16 protein-coding genes and 2 riboswitches are annotated in these 15561 nt (G+C 72.5%); of the genes, 4 read left to right on the plus strand and 12 right to left on the minus strand.

Annotation, left to right across the window (positions count from 1 at the left end):
- Together NRP21_RS13475 and NRP21_RS13480 are read left to right on the plus strand one after the other, a co-directional pair.
- Nucleotides 1-1112 (plus strand): A/G-specific adenine glycosylase (locus NRP21_RS13475; protein WP_308219894.1); only part of this gene is annotated, 1112 nt, incomplete at its 5' end.
- Complete coding sequence (locus tag NRP21_RS13480; protein ID WP_257716731.1) at nucleotides 1109-1627, plus strand: biotin transporter BioY; 519 nt, start codon at nucleotides 1109-1111, stop codon at nucleotides 1625-1627. The genes NRP21_RS13475 and NRP21_RS13480, both read left to right, overlap by 4 nt.
- Nucleotides 1628-1692: 65 nt before the next feature.
- On the opposite strand, the gene NRP21_RS13485 is transcribed toward NRP21_RS13480, so the two are convergent.
- Nucleotides 1693-2088 (minus strand): rhodanese-like domain-containing protein, encoded by a 396-nt coding sequence (locus NRP21_RS13485; protein WP_257716732.1) that lies wholly within the window; start codon nucleotides 2086-2088, stop codon nucleotides 1693-1695.
- A 50-nt stretch (nucleotides 2089-2138) separates the two neighbouring features.
- On the opposite strand from NRP21_RS13485, the gene ftrA reads away from it, so the two are divergent.
- Nucleotides 2139-3221 (plus strand): transcriptional regulator FtrA, encoded by a 1083-nt coding sequence (gene ftrA, locus NRP21_RS13490; RefSeq protein WP_257716733.1) that lies wholly within the window; start codon nucleotides 2139-2141, stop codon nucleotides 3219-3221.
- Here the strand turns inward: ftrA and NRP21_RS13495 are convergent.
- The 11 genes from NRP21_RS13495 to NRP21_RS13545 form a co-directional block, all read right to left on the minus strand.
- Nucleotides 3218-4312: a site-specific DNA-methyltransferase gene (locus NRP21_RS13495; RefSeq protein ID WP_257716734.1), complete on the minus strand. Its 1095-nt coding sequence runs from the start codon at nucleotides 4310-4312 to the stop codon at nucleotides 3218-3220. The genes ftrA and NRP21_RS13495 overlap by 4 nt on opposite strands.
- A gap of 104 nt (nucleotides 4313-4416) precedes the next feature.
- Complete coding sequence (locus NRP21_RS13500) at nucleotides 4417-5067, minus strand: ribonuclease HII (protein WP_257716735.1); 651 nt, start codon at nucleotides 5065-5067, stop codon at nucleotides 4417-4419.
- A 10-nt stretch (nucleotides 5068-5077) separates the two neighbouring features.
- Nucleotides 5078-5836 (minus strand): SDR family NAD(P)-dependent oxidoreductase, encoded by a 759-nt coding sequence (locus tag NRP21_RS13505; protein WP_257716736.1) that lies wholly within the window; start codon nucleotides 5834-5836, stop codon nucleotides 5078-5080.
- A gap of 58 nt (nucleotides 5837-5894) precedes the next feature.
- The gene (locus NRP21_RS13510) at nucleotides 5895-7088 is read right to left on the minus strand and encodes a pyridoxal phosphate-dependent aminotransferase (RefSeq protein WP_257716737.1); all 1194 of its coding nucleotides are present in this window, start codon (nucleotides 7086-7088) and stop codon (nucleotides 5895-5897) included.
- A gap of 82 nt (nucleotides 7089-7170) precedes the next feature.
- Entirely contained in the window at nucleotides 7171-8106 is a 936-nt protein-coding gene (locus NRP21_RS13515; protein WP_257716738.1) for an alpha/beta hydrolase family protein, read from the minus strand.
- Nucleotides 8103-8552 carry a GNAT family N-acetyltransferase gene (locus tag NRP21_RS13520; RefSeq protein WP_257716739.1) on the minus strand — a complete coding sequence of 150 codons (450 nt, stop codon included), beginning with the start codon at nucleotides 8550-8552 and terminating at the stop codon, nucleotides 8103-8105. The genes NRP21_RS13515 and NRP21_RS13520 overlap by 4 nt, the downstream gene beginning before the upstream one ends.
- Nucleotides 8549-9124 (minus strand): NUDIX hydrolase, encoded by a 576-nt coding sequence (locus tag NRP21_RS13525; protein WP_257716740.1) that lies wholly within the window; start codon nucleotides 9122-9124, stop codon nucleotides 8549-8551. Before NRP21_RS13525 ends, NRP21_RS13520 begins: the two co-directional genes overlap by 4 nt.
- The gene (gene gcvP, locus NRP21_RS13530; RefSeq protein ID WP_257716741.1) at nucleotides 9121-12015 is read right to left on the minus strand and encodes an aminomethyl-transferring glycine dehydrogenase; all 2895 of its coding nucleotides are present in this window, start codon (nucleotides 12013-12015) and stop codon (nucleotides 9121-9123) included. Before gcvP ends, NRP21_RS13525 begins: the two co-directional genes overlap by 4 nt.
- Complete coding sequence (gene gcvH / locus NRP21_RS13535) at nucleotides 12012-12389, minus strand: glycine cleavage system protein GcvH (protein ID WP_257716742.1); 378 nt, start codon at nucleotides 12387-12389, stop codon at nucleotides 12012-12014. The genes gcvP and gcvH overlap by 4 nt, the downstream gene beginning before the upstream one ends.
- Nucleotides 12386-13504: a glycine cleavage system aminomethyltransferase GcvT gene (gene gcvT, locus NRP21_RS13540; RefSeq protein ID WP_257716743.1), complete on the minus strand. Its 1119-nt coding sequence runs from the start codon at nucleotides 13502-13504 to the stop codon at nucleotides 12386-12388. Before gcvT ends, gcvH begins: the two co-directional genes overlap by 4 nt.
- A 47-nt stretch (nucleotides 13505-13551) precedes the next feature.
- Nucleotides 13552-13647: riboswitch (glycine riboswitch) on the minus strand.
- Nucleotides 13648-13650: 3 nt separating this feature from the next.
- A riboswitch (glycine riboswitch) is annotated at nucleotides 13651-13742 on the minus strand.
- 58 nt (nucleotides 13743-13800) lie between these two features.
- The gene (locus tag NRP21_RS13545; protein WP_257716744.1) at nucleotides 13801-14235 is read right to left on the minus strand and encodes a hypothetical protein; all 435 of its coding nucleotides are present in this window, start codon (nucleotides 14233-14235) and stop codon (nucleotides 13801-13803) included.
- Nucleotides 14236-14511: 276 nt separating this feature from the next.
- Between NRP21_RS13545 and ispH the strand changes: the two genes are divergently transcribed.
- Complete coding sequence (gene ispH, locus NRP21_RS13550; protein WP_257716745.1) at nucleotides 14512-15531, plus strand: 4-hydroxy-3-methylbut-2-enyl diphosphate reductase; 1020 nt, start codon at nucleotides 14512-14514, stop codon at nucleotides 15529-15531.
- The last annotated feature ends 30 nt before the right edge of the window (nucleotides 15532-15561 follow it).

A 15561-nucleotide genomic window follows, 5' to 3' on the forward strand; every position in this document is an offset into this window, starting at 1 on the left:
CCCCCCCGCCCGCCGAGCCCCTGCTCGCCTGGTATGATCGCCACCGCCGGACCCTGCCCTGGCGGGGCGAGGACGATCCATACCGCATCTGGCTCTCCGAGGTGATGCTTCAGCAGACCACCGTGGCGGCGGTGGGGCCGCGATACGCCCGCTTCCTGGCGCGCTTCCCGGATGTGGCGGCCCTGGCGGCGGCGGCGTGGGAGGATGTGGCGGCGGAATGGGCGGGGCTGGGCTACTACGCCCGTGCCCGCAACCTGCACGCGGCGGCGAAGGCCGTGGCCGCGCGCGGCGGCTTCCCGGACACGGAGGCCGGGCTGCGGGAACTGCCGGGGATCGGCGCCTACACGGCCGCCGCCGTCGCCGCCATCGCCTTTGATCGCCCTACCGTGCCGGTGGACGGCAACGTGGAGCGGGTGGTGGCGCGGCTGATGGCGATCACCGATCCCCTGCCCGGCGCGCGCCGCCTGATCGCCCCAGTCGCGGCGCGCTTCATGGAGCAGGAGGCACCGCAGGCCCGCCCGGGGGACTTCGTGCAGGCCCTGTTCGACCTCGGCGCCACGATCTGCACGCCGCGCCGCCCGGCCTGCGCCCTCTGCCCCTGGCGGGAGGATTGCCGGGCGCGGCAGGAGGGCATCCAGGAGAGCCTGCCGGCCAAGGCGCCGAAGGCAGCGCGCAAGCTGCGGCACGGGTTGCACTTCCTGGCGCGCGACCCGGCCGGACGCCTGCTGCTGCGCCACCGCCCGCCGGAGGGGCTGCTGGGCGGGATGCTGGAGATCCCCGGCGCCCCCTGGCGGGAGGAGCCCTGGTCGCTGGACGAGGCCCTGCCCCACGCCCCCCTGCCCGGCCTCGCCTGGGCCTTGCGCCCAGGCCTGGCGCGGCACGGCTTCACCCACATGGACCTGGACATGCGGCTGGCCGAGGCCGCCGCGCCCGCCCTGCCCGCCCCGGAGGGGATGGTTTGGATGACGCCCGAGGCGGCCCTGACTGCCCTGCCCACCGCCATCCGCCGGCTGCTGCCCCTTGCGGACCCCCCGCTTGCAGAGGGTGCCGGGGCCGTGGCAAGCGATCCTCCCAGGGCGCGTGGCGCCCGGAGAAGGGGGACTTCGCCATGACCGCCATCCAGTTCTTCGCCGCGCGGCCGGCGCTGCGCTTCCTATCCATGGCCGTGCTCGGCAGCGCCGCGCTCGCGGCCTCCGCCCAGGTCACGCTGCCCATGTGGCCGGTGCCCGCCACGCTGCAGACGCTCGTGGTGCTGCTGCTCGGCGCGCTGGGCGGCTCCCGTCTCGGTGCCGCCACCGTGGCGCTCTACCTCGCCGAGGGCGCGATGGGCCTGCCGGTCTTCGCGGGCGGCGCCGGCCCGGCCGCGCTGATGGGCCCGACCGCGGGCTTCCTGCTGGGCTTCATCCCCTCCGCCCTCATCGCCGGGCTCGCGGGCCGCGGCGCGCTGCGCCAGGGCGCGGTGCTGACGGCGGCGCACCTGGCCGTCTTTGTGCCGGGCGTGCTGTGGCTCTCGACCTTCGTCGGCTTCGAGAAGGCCTGGATGGCCGGCTTCCTGCTCTTCGTGCCGGGCACGGCCGTGAAGACGGCGCTGGCCTTCGCCGTGATGCGGGCGCTGCGCCGGGGCTGATCCCCGCCCCATCATCGGGTTTCCGAGCCGCCCGCCCCGGGATGCCGGGGCGGGCGGTTCTCGTTTCAGCGCCCGGATTCGAGGGCGAAGCCCTCGTCCTGCCAGCCCGTCACGCCGCCGATCATGATCTTCACTGGGCGACCCAGCCGGGCCAGGCGCAGCGCCGCCCGGTCCGCCCCGTTGCAGTGCGGCCCGGCACAGTAGACGACGAAGAGCGTTTCCTCCGGCCATTTCGCCATCCGCGCCGCCTCCATCTCCCGGTGGGGCAGGTTCAGCGCGCCGGGGAGATGGCCGCGCGCGAAGGCGTTGGGGCCGCGCACGTCCAGCAGCACGAAGCCCGGATTATCGAAGGCGGCGGCCTGCACGTCGGCGCAGTCGGTCTCCAGCGAGAGACGGCGAGCGAAATGGGCCTCCGCCTCGGTGGCTGCGGCGGCAGGGATGGCGGTGACGGCGTTGGTCATGGGGGGCTCCTTCCGCACGCAGCCTGCCCGGAGCGGTAGGACCCTGGTGAGTGGCACGCGGGACGATTACCGTCAGGATCGTGCCAAAGACCTCACCTCTCTCCCCGCCCGATAACCCGCTCGTCGTCGCCCTGGCCTATGACGGGCTCTGCACCTTCGAGTACGGCGTGGCGGTGGAGGTCTTCGCCTTGCCGCGGCCGGAAATGGGGCCGGACTGGTACCGCTTCGCCACCGCGGCCATCGAGCAGGGGCCGCTGCGCGCCATGGGCGGGCTGCGCGTGCTGGCCGATGGCGGGATGGAACTGCTGGAGGAGGCGGGCACGGTGATCGTGCCGGGCTGGCGCGGCGCGGATGCCCCGGTGCCGCCCGCGCTGGCGGAGGCGTTACGCGCGGCCCATGCACGCGGGGCGCGGATCCTCTCCTTCTGCTCCGGCGCTTTCGTGCTGGCCGCGGCGGGGCTGCTGGATGGCGGGCGGGCCACGACCCACTGGCGCTACGCCGAGGCCCTGGCCGCGCGGCACCCGACGGTGACGGTGGTGCCGGACGTGCTCTACGTCGATTCAGGGCAGGTGCTGACGGCGGCGGGAACGGCGGCCGGAATCGACCTCTGCCTCCACCTCATCCGGCGCGACCACGGGGCCGAGGCGGCGAACAAGGTCGCGCGGCGGCTGGTGGTGCCGCCGCACCGGGAGGGTGGGCAGGCCCAGTTCATCGAGCGGCCCGTGCCCCCTGCGCGGGAGGGATCGCGCCTCTCCCCGCTGCTGGACCGGATGCGGCTGGAGGCCGGCGAGGCCTGGCCGGTCGATCGCATGGCGGCCGAGGCGGGGATGAGCCGCCGCAGCTTCATCCGCCGCTTCCGCGCCGCGACGGGCGAGGCCCCGGCCGCCTGGCTGGCAGCGGCGCGGCTGGCCCGCGCGCGGGAGTTGCTGGAGACGTCAGCCCTCGGGATCGAAGAGGTGGCGGCGACGAGCGGACTCGGCTCCGCGGCCTCGCTGCGGGCGGGGTTCCGCGCCCGGTTCGGCCTCGCGCCCTCCGCATGGCGCGCGCGCTTCCGCGGCGAGGGCAGCCCGGGGCCGGCACGTCCGGGCCGGCCCTTTCCGCCCCGACTTCCGCTACAGGAAACGGGAGCCTAGCTGCCCGGCGCCAGCTCCTGGCGCAGCTCGTCGATCACGCGCAGCGAGCCGTCACGGCGCTCGATGTGCCAGAAGGTCCAACCGTTGCAGGAGGGTGCCTCCTGCACGGCCGCACCCACTTGGTGGATGCTGCCCGCCACGCGGCCGCAGCGCAGCGTGGCGTCGGCGCCGACTTCGGCCATCCAGCGGCGATGCCGGTCCCACAGCTTCGTGCCGGGCGGGACGAGGCCGCGCTCCACCAGCGCGCCGAAGGGGATGCGCGGCTGCTCGCGCTTCGCCGGCAGGGCCAGGGCGATGCTCTCGGAAAGCGGCTCCACCGCCTTGATCCGCGCCTCGGCGGCATCCGCGTAGCCGTCGTCTCGCTCCAGCCCAATGAAGCGGCGGCCCAGGCGCTTCGCCACCGCCGCCGTGGTGCCGGTGCCGAGGAAGGGATCGAGAATCACCTCGCCCGGCGAGGTGCAGGAGAGGATCACGCGGTGCAGCAGGGCTTCCGGCTTCTGCGTGGGGTGCAGCTTGCGACCATCCTCCCCGCGCAACCGCTCATTGCCCGTGCAGAGCGGGATGAGCCAGTCGCTCCGCATCTGCTTGTCGTCGTTCATCGCCTTCATGGCGGCGTAGTTGAAGCGGTAGCGGCTCTCCGGCCCGCGCGCGGCCCAGATCAGCGTCTCGTGCGCGTTGGTGAAGCGGCGGCCGCGGAAGTTCGGCATGGGGTTGGACTTGCGCCACACCACGTCGTTCAGGATCCAGAAGCCCAGGTCCTGCAGCGCGACACCGAGGCGGAAGACGTTGTGGTAGGCGCCCATCACCCAGATGGTGCCGTCCTTACGCAGGATGCGCCGGCACTCCGTCAGCCACTCGCGCGTGAAGGCGTCGTAGGCCGCGAGATCGTCGAAGCGATCCCACTCCTCGTCCACCGCATCGACGAGGCTGTCATCCGGGCGGCGCAGCGCGCCCTTCAGCTGAAGGTTGTAAGGCGGATCCGCGAAGATGGCGTGGACGGAAGCCGGCGGCAGACGCTTCAGGCTCTCGATGCAATCGCCGCGCAGGACAGAGTCCAACGGCAGGTCCAGCCCGGTTCCCAAACGCGCCATCAGCTCCGAATCCTTGTCGGCGGCGGCGTCGCATCCCCGCGTCGCGCCGCGCCGAGCCCCCTTCCCACCATGCCCACGGCCGAGTCGCCCGGTCAAGGCGCGACTCAGGACAAGGCCAGAACGGCTTGATCCACCGGGCTGAATCCGCGCCGGTGGTGCGGTGTCGGGCCGAAGCGCGCAAGCGCGGCACGGTGCGCCGGCGTCGGGTAGCCAGCGTGGCGGGCGAAGCCGTAATCCGGCCAGCGCGCGCCCAGCCGCGCCATCGCCCTGTCCCGCACCACCTTCGCCATGATCGAGGCCGCGGCGATGGAGAGGGAAAGGCCGTCCCCGCCGACCACGCAGCGCACGGGGCAGGACAGGCGCGGCGGCGCATTGCCGTCCACCAGTGCGATGGCAGGCACCAGCGGCAGGCGTGAAACGGCGCGCAGCATGGCGAGGTGTGTGGCGCGCAGGATGTTCAGCGCTCCGATCTCGGCCGCGCTGGCCGCGCCGACGCCGATCAGCACGGCGCCTTCCGCCTGGGCCGATAACAGCGCGTCGTGGGCGGCCTCGCGGCGAGTGGCGTCCAGGCGCTTGCTGTCGTCCAGCAGGGCGGCGAGCGATCCCGAAGGTGGCTCGGAAAAAATCACGGCCGCGGCGAGCACGGGGCCGGCCAGCGGGCCGCGCCCGGCCTCGTCCACCCCCGCCACGGGGCCGGAGTGGGCGGATTCCAGCGCGAAGTCGGGCCGGGTCGTCGGGCGGGGCTTGGCGGCCATCCGTTCGTATCTAAAGGGTCAGGCCACCATCCACCAGCAGGGTCTGGCCATTCACCATCGCGCCGGCGCAGCCTAGGAAAAGCACCACCTCCGCGATGTCCTCCGGCACGCAGCGGCGCCCGAGCGGGCAGTTGTCGATGGACTGTTGCCGCTGCGCGTCCGTCCACTCGATCTGCCAGGTGCTGTCCACCGCGCCCGGCGCCACGGCGTTCACCCGGATCTCCGGCCCCAGCCCGCGCGCGAGATGGCGGGTGAGCGCGATCACGCCCGCCTTGCTCGCGGCATAGGCCATGGAGGAGCCGCGCCCCGTCATCCCCGCCACGGAGGAGATGTTCACCACCGCGCCGCGCGCCTGCCGCAGCGCCGGCACCGCGGCGCGGGTGGTACGGAACAGGCCCTTGAGGTTGGTGTCCAGGACCGAATCCCAGAGATCATCCGTGATCGCATCCAGTTCCCGGCCGGGGATGCTGCGGGTGGTGCCGGGCGTGCCGGCATTGTTAACCAGCAGGTCCAGCCGGCCGAGCGCGGTGATGGCAGCTTCCACCATGGCGGCTTCCGTGCCGTCGCCGATGGCGCCCGGCGCCTCCACGATTCGGGTGCCGGTGGTGCGAAGCTCGGCCGCCGCTTCCGGGCCGCGCGGGTCGCCGGGCAGGAAGTTCAGGGCCACGGCGCAGCCATTCTCCGCCAGGGCACGCGCGGTGGCGAGGCCGATGCCGGAGGCGGCGCCGGTCACCAGCGCCGCGCGGCCCGCCAAATCGTAACGGGGCATGGGTTTCCTCCTCCCCGGCAGGGTCGCCCCAGCCGGGGTTGAGAACAAGCCGCGCCGGCTACTTCTCGCCCAGCACCCGCGTCAGCCGCGCCACCGCTTCCCGCGCCAGGCCGGGGCTGACGGCGAAGCAGATGCGGACGAACCCCTCCCCCTCCGGCCCGAAGGCGGTGCCGGGGGCCACGCCGACCTTCGCCTCACGCAGGAGGCGGAAGGCGAGGTCCAGGCTCGTCTCGCCCGTGTCGATCTTCGCCATCAGGTAGAAGGCGCCCTCCGGCTGGAAGACGGTGACGCCCTTCAGGCGGGAAAGCCCCTCCACCATGATCTGGCGGCTCTCCGCGCAGCGGCCAACCATGGTGCGGATGAAGGCGTCCCCCTCCTCCAGCGCCGTGACGCAGGCGTGCTGGATGAAGGTGGGGATAGAGGTGGTGTTGTACTGGGCCAGCTTGGAGAAGGCGCCCGTCAGCCCCTCCGGGAAGATGATCCAGCCGGCGCGCCAGCCCGTCATCGCCCAGTTCTTGGAGAAGGTGTTGGTGACGATCAGCCGGTCCCGCGGCGTGGTGATCTGCAGGAAGGAGGGCGCGATCGCGTTGCCGTAGGTGAAGTGGGAATAGACCTCGTCGGAGAGGATCCAGAGGTCCCGCGCGCGGGCCAGCTTCAGCAGGGCCTCCATCTCCGCCAGCGGCATCACCCAGCCCGTGGGGTTGGAGGGGGAGTTCACCACCACCATGCGGGTGCGCGGGGTGATCGCGGCCTCGATGTCCTCGATCGGCAGGGAGAAGCGGCCATCGGCGCTGCGGCGATAGGGCACGGTGACGGGCACGGCGCCGTTCACCCGCGCGGCCTCGGCCAGGTTGGGCCAGTTCGGGGTGGGAATGAGGATCTCGTCGCCCGGCTCCAGCAGGGCCTGGCAGGCCTGCATGATGGCGTTCATGCCGCCGGAGGTGATGGAGAAGCGCTCCGGCGCCACCTCCACCCCCCAGTGGCGGCGGTGGTAGTCGGACAGGGCCTGGTGGAGCTGGGGGATGCCGCGGGAATAGGTGTAGCGGGTCTCGCCGGCCAGCATGGCCTTGTGGGCGGCCTCCACCACGAAATCCGGGGTGGGTAGGTCGCCCTCGCCGATCCAGAGCTTCACCACGTCCGGGTCGTCCCGCCCCCGGTCCGCGACAAGGCCGATCTGGCTGGTGCCGACGCTCTTGATATGGGCGGGAAGGGTTTCGGCCAGGTCGGCTTCGAGGCTGGAGGCGGCGCTCATGGGGAACAATCCTCTTGGGCCGCCCTGGAGGACGGCCGAAGGGCCCCTTCTGCCGCCATGCGGCCCGGCGGGAAAGGGGCCTTCAGAGGCCTCGCTCGATGAACTCGTCCCCCGGCCCCAGCAGCTCCGCCGCGCCCCCGCGCAGGAGCTGCCGCGCGGCCCCGTCCGCCCGCAGGATGGCGTCCAGGAAGGTGACGGAGAGGGCGGCGGCGCGGGCGTGGTAGGTGCTGTCGGCCCAGCGGGCGCCCGCCTCCGCCTCGTCGGCAAAGGAGGCGTGGGCGGCGCCGTTCAGCACGGCCAGCGCACCGGGGTTGCGGGATTCCTCGAAGGGCACGCGGCGGGCGGGGGCGCGGATGCCCTCGATGAAGCCGTGATCCTCCGTGCCGGTGATGTGCAGAATGGGGACCGCGTAGCCCCCATAGGCCAGGCGCGGCGGCAGGCCGATGGCGGGAATGGGCGAGAGGGCGACGCCGGCCTTCAGGCGCGGATCGGGCAGGCCCAGGCCGCGGTCGCCGCCGGGCAGGCGCTCGCCGAGCATGTGCTGCACGGTCCAGGCGCCGAAGGAGTGGCCGGCAATGCCCAGGCGCTGAGGGTCCGCGCGCTCCGGCAGGTTGTTCAGGGCGAACTTCACGTCCAGCAGCCGGTCCAGCGCCGCCTGCACGTTCAGCGCCCCGGCCGCGAGCCCGATCATGCGGTCCCCGCCACCGCGCCACAGGCTGTCATCGGAGCCGATGTGCTGGAGGTGGATGGCGAGGTAGCCCCTCTCCGCCAGAGCGCGGCCGAGATAGGCCAGCCCCTCGCGCGAGCCGCCGAGGCCGTGGGAGATGATGACGGTGGGCGCCGGGCCGGTGTTGCCCGGAGCGCGGATGAGGACGGGAATGTCGCGCGCGCGGGCGGCGTCGCGCCAGATGGTGCGGGATTCGGTGATGCGGGCCTCCGTCGGGCGCGGTTGGGCCGAGCAGCCCGAGGAGGCAAGCATCAGCGCGGGCGCCGCGAGCAGCGCCCGGCGGCGTGTCAAAGCGGGATATCGTAGGTCCGCCAGGGCGTCAGCTTCGCCACGCGGTCGTACACCGCGCGGGCGCGGCTGTTGTCCTCGGCTGTGATCCAACGGATGACGCTCCAGCCGCGGCGGCGGCCTTCCTCGGCAAGGGCTTCGATGAGCGCGTCGGCGACACGCTTGCCCCTCATCTGGGGATCGACGAAGAGATCGTCCAGATAGCCGCCGGTGGTCGCGGAGAGCGGGCGGGCGAAGGCGCGGAAATGCGCCAGGCCCACGGCGCGCCCCTCTGCATCCTCGGCGACGAGGCCGTTCGTCTCATGCGCGGGGTCGTGGATCCAGGACCAGACGCGGTCGCGCATCTCGGGCGTCTGCGTCACGCGGTAGAACTCGGCATAGCCGGCGTAGAGCTTGTCCCAGTCGGCACGGTGCCGCTGCTCGACGGGGAGGATGCGGATCTCGCTCATGTCGGGTCCTTCAGGCGGAGGTCGAGCCGGCCGGCGGCCTGCAGCGCCAGCAACAGGGCCGAGACATGCATGGCCTGCGCCAGCAGTCCATCCTGCAGCCCGGCCAGCACGCGCGGGATCGGCCACAGCTCCACCGTGATGTCCTCCCCCGCCTCATGCGCCGTGGGATGGGTGGGCGCGGCGCCCAGCGCCAGCACGGTACGGGAGAGGTTGCGGTGCGTGGCCGTGTTCGGGCTCAGCGCGCCCACGGAGCGGTATTCGGCGGCGCTGTAGCCGGTCTCCTCGCGCAGCTCGCGCGCGGCGGCCGCGCATTCATCGGCATCGGCCGGGTCGATGGCGCCGGCCGGCAGTTCCAGCACCCAGGCCTGGGCGCCGTGGCGGTACTGGCGGACCAGCACCAGCTCGTCCGCCGGCGTGATCGCCACCACCTGCACCCAGTCCGGGTAGGACAGGCTGTAGAAGGGGTCCAACACGTTCCCCTTCGAATCCCGCACCGCATCCGCGCGCAGCTCGATCCAACGGTCACGAACCACGGTGCGGGAGGAGAGCACCTCCCAGAGGGGAGGTGTCACTCCGCCGCCACCTTCGGGTGCTCCTGATACGCCTCCAGCGGCGCGCAGGTGCAGGCCAGGTTGCGGTCTCCATAGACGTTGTCCACGCGCTTCACCGGCGGCCAGTACTTCGCGGCCGCCACCCAGGGCAGCGGGAAGGCGGCCTGCACGCGGGTGTAGGGGTGGGACCAGGCCTCCGCCGTCACCTCCTCCGCGGTATGCGGGGCGTTCTTCAGCGGGTTGTCGGCCTTGTCCGCCACGCCCTGCTCCACGGCGCGGATCTCCGCGCGGATGGCGATCATCGCCTCCACGAAGCGGTCCAACTCCTCCTGCGGCTCGCTCTCGGTCGGCTCCACCATCAGCGTGCCGGCAACGGGCCAGGACATGGTGGGGGCGTGGAAGCCGAAATCCTGCAGGCGCTTGGCGATGTCCTCCACCAGCACGCCGCCGCCCTGCTGGAAGCCGCGGCAGTCCAGGATGCACTCATGCGCCACCATCCCGGCTTTGCCGCGGTAGAGGACGGGAAAGTGCCCTTCCAGGCGCTTGGCGACATAGTTGGCGTTGAGGATGGCCACCTGCGTCGCCCGCGTCAGCCCGGCCGCGCCCATCATGCGGATATAGGCGTAGGAGATGGGCAGGATGCTCGCGCTGCCGAAGGGCGCGGCGGAGACGGGGCCGAAGCCCGTCTCCGGCCCGGCTTCCGCCAGCATCGGGTGGTTCGGCAGATGCGGCGCAAGGTGCGCGGCCACGCCGATCGGCCCGACGCCCGGCCCGCCGCCGCCATGCGGGATGCAGAAGGTCTTGTGCAGGTTCAGGTGGCACACATCGGCGCCGATCGCGGCCGGGCTGGTGAGGCCGAGCTGCGCGTTCATGTTGGCGCCGTCCATGTAGACCTGCCCGCCGGCCGCGTGCACGGCATCGCAGATCGTGCGGATGCCCTCCTCGAACACGCCGTGGGTGCTGGGATAGGTGACCATCAGGGCGGAGAGGTTGGCGGCGTGCGCCTCGATCTTCGCGCGCAGGTCGTCCAGGTCCACGTTGCCGTCGCGGTCGCAGCCCACCACCACCACCCGCATCCCCGCCATCACGGCGGAGGCGGGATTGGTGCCGTGCGCGGAGGACGGGATGAGGCAGATGTCGCGGTGCCCCTCCCCGCGCGCCCGGTGGTAGGCGCGGATGGCGAGGAGCCCGGCATACTCGCCCTGACTGCCCGCATTGGGCTGCAGCGACACGGCCGCGAAACCCGTGCAGGCACAGAGCCAGGATTCCAGGCGCCGGATCATCTCGATGTAGCCGCTCGCCTGATCCGCCGGGGCGAAGGGGTGGACCTCCGCGAAGCCGGGGAAGGTGACGGGGATCATCTCCGCCGTGGCGTTCAGCTTCATCGTGCAGGACCCCAGCGGGATCATGCTGCGGTTCAGCGCGACGTCCTTGTCCTCGAGCCGCTTGAGGTAGCGCAGCATCGCGTGCTCGGAGCGGTGCGCGTGGAAGACGGAGGCGGTGAGGAAGGGCGTGCGGCGGGCCAGGGCGGCGGGCAAGCGCTCGGTTACGGCCAGCGCATCCAGCCCCGCACGCTCGCACCCCGCCACCTCGCAGAGCGCGGAGACCAGCGCGATCAGGTCCTGGCGCGTCACCGTCTCGTCCAGCGCGACCGCGACGCAGCCCGCATCCACGCGGCGCAGGTTGAAGCCGGCGCGCAGCGCGGCCTGCATCAGCGCCTCGGCCTCCTCGCCGGCCTCGATCGCCACCGTATCGAAGAAGCTCTCGTGGCGCAGCGTGAAGCCAGCGCGGATCGCGGCATCGGCCAGCAGACTCGCCAGCAGGTGCGTGCGGCGGGCGATGCGGGTCAGCCCCTCCGGCCCGTGCCACACGGCGTACATGCCGGCCATCACGGCCAGCAGCACCTGCGCCGTGCAGATATTACTCGTCGCCTTCTCGCGGCGGATGTGCTGCTCGCGGGTCTGCAGGGCCAGGCGCATGGCCGGGCGTCCGGCGGCATCGACGGAGACGCCGACAAGGCGGCCGGGCATCAGGCGCTTCAGCCCGTCCTTCACGGCCATATAGGCGGCGTGCGGCCCGCCATAGCCCATGGGCACGCCGAAGCGCTGCGTGCTGCCCACAACCACGTCCGCGCCCATTTCGCCAGGCGGGGTGAGGAGTGTCAGCGCCAGGATATCGGCGGTCACGATCGCCAGCGCGCCCGCCTTCTGCGCGGCGGCGATCCCTGGCGCGATGTCGCGCACCTCGCCCGTGGTGCCGGGGTATGAGAGGACGACGGCGAAGGGCTTCAGGGCGGCGTAGTCGTCCGTGATCTCCACCGTGATGCCCAGCGGCTCCGCGCGGGTGCGGAGAACGGCCAGCACCTGCGGGTGCAGGTCCGGCGCCGCGGCCAGCACCGTGGACTTGCCCTTATGGGCAGCGAGCGCGAGCGCCATCGCCTCGGCCGCTGCCGTCGCCTCGTCCAGCAACGAGGCATTGGCGACGGGCAGCCCCGTCAGGTCGCTCACCATCGTCTGGAAGTTGATCAGGGCTTCCAGGCGCCCCTGGGCGATCTCCGCCTGGTACGGCGTGTAGGCCGTGTACCAACCCGGGTTCTCCAGCACGTTGCGCAGGATCACCGGCGGGGTGTGCGTGCCGCTATAGCCGCAGCCGATCAGCGACTTCACCCGCGCGTTCCTCTCGGACAGCGCGCGCAGCTCCGCAATCGCCTCCCACTCCCCCACGGGCGGCGGCAGGGCGTCCAGGTGGCTGTCCCGGATGCCGGCGGGCACGGTGCGGGCGGCTAGGTCGTCCAGGCTCCCTGCCCCCACCACCTTCAGCATGGCGGCGATCTGCTCCTCGCCCGGCCCGATATGGCGGGTGGCGAAGGCGGCGTGGTCCTCCAGCGCCGCCAGCTTCTCCAGCGCGCTCAATGCGCCTCCTCCGCGTGCTTCGCGTAGGCCTCCGCGTCCATGAGCTTGCCGATCTCGGACGTATCCTTCGGCGTGATCGTGAAAAACCAGCCCTCGCCCATCGCGCCGCTGTTCACCAGGGCGGGGTTGTCCACCAGCGCCTCGTTCACGGCGGCGATGGTGCCGGAGATCGGGGCGTAGATGTCGGAGGCGGCCTTCACGCTCTCCACCACCGCCACGGCCTCGCCGGCTGTCACCTCTCGCCCCACCTCCGGCAGGTCCACGAACACCACGTCTCCCAGCGCGCCCTGGGCGTGGTCGGAGATGCCGACCACGGCGACGTCGCCGTCCAGGCGCACCCACTCATGGCTCTCGGCGAAACGGGTCTCGCTCATGCGGCGGCTCCTGAACTGCGCTTGTATCGGTGGGGGATGAAGGGGGTGGGCGCGGTCCGGGCGGGCAGCGCCCGGCCGCGGACCATCAGTTCAAGCGCCGTGCCATCCTCGGCATGGGCGCGGGCGACGTAGCCCATGGCGACCGGCGCCCCGAGGCTGGGGCCGAAGCCGCCGCTCGTCACCTCGCCCACGGGCACGCCGTTCAGGGCGATCTCCGTATGGGCACGGGCAGGTTGGCGCCCCTCGGGCAGGATGCCAACGCGCAGGCGCTTGGGGCCGTTGTCCAGCTCCTCCCGCACCCGCTCCGCGCCCGCGAAGTTCCATTCCATGCGGCGGCGCTTGCCCATGCTGAAGGTCAGCGCGGCCTCCACCGGGGAGGTCGTCTCGTCGATGTCCTGGCCGTAGAGGGGCAGCCCAGCCTCCAGCCGCAGGCTGTCCCGCGCGCCGAGGCCGGCAGGGGCGGCGCCGGCGGCCAGCAAGGCGCGGGCCACCGCCTCGGCGCCCTCGGCGGGGATGCCGATCTCGAACCCGTCCTCCCCGGTGTAGCCGGAGCGGGTGATGAGGGCGGGCACCCCCGCCACCGGGGTTTCCAGCACGCCCATAAAGGAGAGTGCGGCCACGCCCTCGGCCAGCCCGGCCAGGATCGCCTCTGCCCCCGGCCCCTGGAGGGCCAGGAGGGCGCGGTCCGGACGCGGCACGATCGAGACGCCCGGCGGCAGCGCGGCGCCGATGGCCTCCACGTCTACGGCCTTGCGGGAGGCGTTGAGGACGAGGAACAGCCGGTCGCCGAGATTGGCGACCATGAAGTCGTCGATGATGCCGCCCGCCTCGTTCAGCAACAGGGCGTAGCGCTGGCGGCCAGGCTTCAGGGCCTGGATCTCGGCGGGCGTCACCCGCTCCAGCGCGGCCGCGGCGCCTTCCCCTCGCAGTTCCGCCTGGCCCATGTGGGAGACGTCGAACAGGGCCGCGCCGGTCCGGCAGGCCCCGTGTTCCGCGATGATGCCCGCCGGGTACTGAACGGGCATGGCGTAGCCCGCGAAGCCCACCATGCGCCCGCCGAGTTCGCGGTGCAGGCCGGCCAGCGGCGTTTCAAGCAGTGTTTCGGTATCGGCCACGCATCCCCCAACGCCGCGCGGACGCGGCCGGTTCAGATCGTGGCCCCCCTCTGTCCCGAGACCTGAGAGATTCGGCCCGATGCGGGATCGGCGCCTTACTCCGTCGGTGCCGGTGCCCTCTCAGGCGCCGGGCTTTCCAGAGGCCCCTTCCCCGCGCGGTCCTTCTGCCTGAGCGTTTCCGGGGGCCGGTTGCGCCTTCGGCGGGGGTGTCGCCACCCCTCTCTCCCGCGCGGAATCAGCGGGTCCCCTGTCGTGCCCGAATGCCGCGCCGGGCGCAACCTTGTCGGGCCCGTTCCCTACCGCACCCCGCGCCGACGATTGGCGGCCAGCTCCTCCGGCGTCAGCTGGAAGCCGATCAGCACGACCTTCTCCGCCGCCCGGCGAACGTCGCCGGGGATGCGGACCATCATCTGCTCGCCCTGGACCGCCGTGCGGCGCTCGTTCCCGGCGAAGGTCAGGCGAACCGTATCCGTTCCACGGTTCAGGACGCGCCCCTCCGCCTCGTCGGTCACGGCGACCACATAGGGCAGGTCCACCGCGCGGGTGGCGGTGGGGCCGCGCTCGGCCGCCACCTGCACCACCAGGGTCACGTCCAGCCCGGCATCTCGGGGGGCGTAGTCGCAGCGGGCCTGGAAGCCGATCATCCGGGCGTCCACCTCCACCGTTCCCACGTCCGGCACGGCGCCCGCCCTGTAGCGGGTGAGGTCCACCGCATCCGCCAGCAGGGACACGCGGGGGCAAGGCGCCTGGGGCCGCTGGGTAAGGATATTCCCCCCCCGGCTGCAGGCGGCCAGGAGAGGCAGCAGGGCAAGGGCCAGGAGGGCGGCCGGGCGAGGGGTTCGAGTCACGCGAAAGGCACTCCTTGCGCCATCGTCTTCTCAGGATCGTCTTCTCGGGCACGGCCGGCAGGAAGCCCTGGGCGGCGGCGGCGGAGGCGGCTAAAAAGGCGCGCCCACGGTCCGGCCGGGGGCTGTTCGCGCCGGCACCGAGGGACCAAGTCGCACGCCATGGACCAGACCGCAAACCTCTCCTTCACCGCCGAGTCCGGGGTGGCCAAGCCCACCCTGAAGGTCCTGCTGGCCGGCCCGCGCGGCTTCTGCGCCGGGGTGGACCGGGCCATCAAGATCGTGGAGCTGGCGATCGAGCGCTTCGGCGCCCCGGTCTATGTCCGGCATGAGATTGTCCACAACCGCTTCGTGGTGGAGACGCTGCAGGCCAAGGGGGCCATCTTCGTCGAGGAGCTGGACGAGATCCCGGATGACGGGCAGCCCGTGATCTTCTCCGCCCATGGCGTGCCGAAATCCGTCCCGGCCGCCGCCGAGGCGCGGCAGATGATGTACCTGGACGCCACCTGCCCCCTGGTGAGCAAGGTCCACCGCGAGGCGGAGCGCCACTTCAAGGACGGCGCTCATATCCTGCTGATCGGCCATGCCGGCCACCCCGAGGTGATCGGCACCATGGGCCAGCTGCCCGCCGGCAGCGTGACCCTGGTGGAGGACGCGGAGCAGGCCGCGACGGTGCAGCCCCCCCCGGGGCCGCTGGCCTACGCCACACAGACCACCCTGTCCGTGGACGACACGACGGAGGTGCTGGACGTGCTGCGCGCGCGCTTCCCCAACCTCTCGGCACCGATCAAGGAGGATATCTGCTACGCCACCACCAACCGCCAGGCGGCGGTGAAGGCGATCGCGGAGCGATGCGACTTCATGGTGGTAGTGGGCGCGCCCAACTCCTCCAACTCCGTGCGGCTGCGGGAAGTGGCGGAGAGGGCCGGCTGCCCGCGCGCCGTGCTGGTCCAGCGCGGCCGGGACTTCGACCCCGCCCTGGTGGACGGCCTCTCCACCATCGGCATCACCGCCGGCGCCAGCGCGCCGGAGGTGCTGGTGGGCGAGGTGCTGACCCGCCTGCGGGAGCGCTTCACCCTGGAGATCGAGGACGTGACGGTGGCGGAGGAGAAGATCATCTTCAACCTGCCCCGCCCCCTGCGGGACCGCCCTGCCCGGGCCCCCGCCCCCGCCGCCGAGTAGCTTGCCGTCCCGGCCTGGCTGGGGCATGGA

Source organism: Roseomonas populi, from assembly GCF_024594815.1.
GTDB classification, from domain to species: domain Bacteria; phylum Pseudomonadota; class Alphaproteobacteria; order Acetobacterales; family Acetobacteraceae; genus Roseomonas; species Roseomonas populi.